The following is a 620-nucleotide window of genomic DNA, read 5'->3' as shown; positions in this document are numbered from 1 at the left end:
CCACCCTGGACGTCTCCTCCGCCGAACTCGGCCGGAAACCGCCCGTGCAGATCACCGTGCCGACCGGGAAGATCACCCCGGCGCTGGTGGCCGAACTCAAGCGCTCGTTGCAGGCACACCCGGGCGACACCCCAGTCCGCCTGCTCACGACGAACTGGGACAAGAACACCCTGTACGAGCTCGGCTTCCAGGTAAACCCGGACAACGGGCTCGCCTCGGACATCAAAACGCTGCTCGGACCAGGTGCATGGAGCACCCTTTAACACCACACCAAGTACGCCCCGGAGGACGCAGCACGCACACCGTCGAGCTCCTCGAACTCAACTGATCAGCAGTCCTGTCCTCTGAAGCACGGTTCCCCCGGCCCGCTCGGCCAGGGGAACCGTGCGCCCATGCCATGCACAGTCGCGGAGAGCAAAACCACTATCAGTCGCCCCGCGCCTCGGCCCGGCGACGCTTCTCCAGGCCGATCGCCAACAGACTGACGCCGGCCAGGACAATCTCGTCCACATCCTCCAGGGCCTCCGGCGCCTCCAGGCCCTGCTCCAGAAGACGCATCGCGTGTCCGCTGATTGCCGTCCCCCAGTCACCGAGCTGAGAGGCCGACAATTTCCTCGTAC

1 protein-coding gene and 1 pseudogene are annotated in these 620 nt (G+C 65.6%); one reads left to right on the top strand and one right to left on the bottom strand.

Going from position 1 to position 620, the window contains the following annotated elements:
* Positions 1 to 263: pseudogene (locus UK12_RS32935) on the top strand (DNA polymerase III subunit alpha); the annotation flags it as partial.
* Between the two features lie 163 nt (positions 264 to 426).
* Here the strand turns inward: UK12_RS32935 and UK12_RS43845 are convergent.
* On the bottom strand, positions 427 to 620 hold a 194-nt coding region (locus UK12_RS43845), incomplete at its 5' end, for a hypothetical protein (protein WP_045306884.1).

Origin of the sequence: Saccharothrix sp. ST-888, from assembly GCF_000955975.1 — a bacterium.
Classification (GTDB): domain Bacteria; phylum Actinomycetota; class Actinomycetes; order Streptomycetales; family Streptomycetaceae; genus Kitasatospora.
Note: the sequence above shows the minus strand (reverse complement) of the source record. Positions and strands in the feature narration are given on the sequence as shown.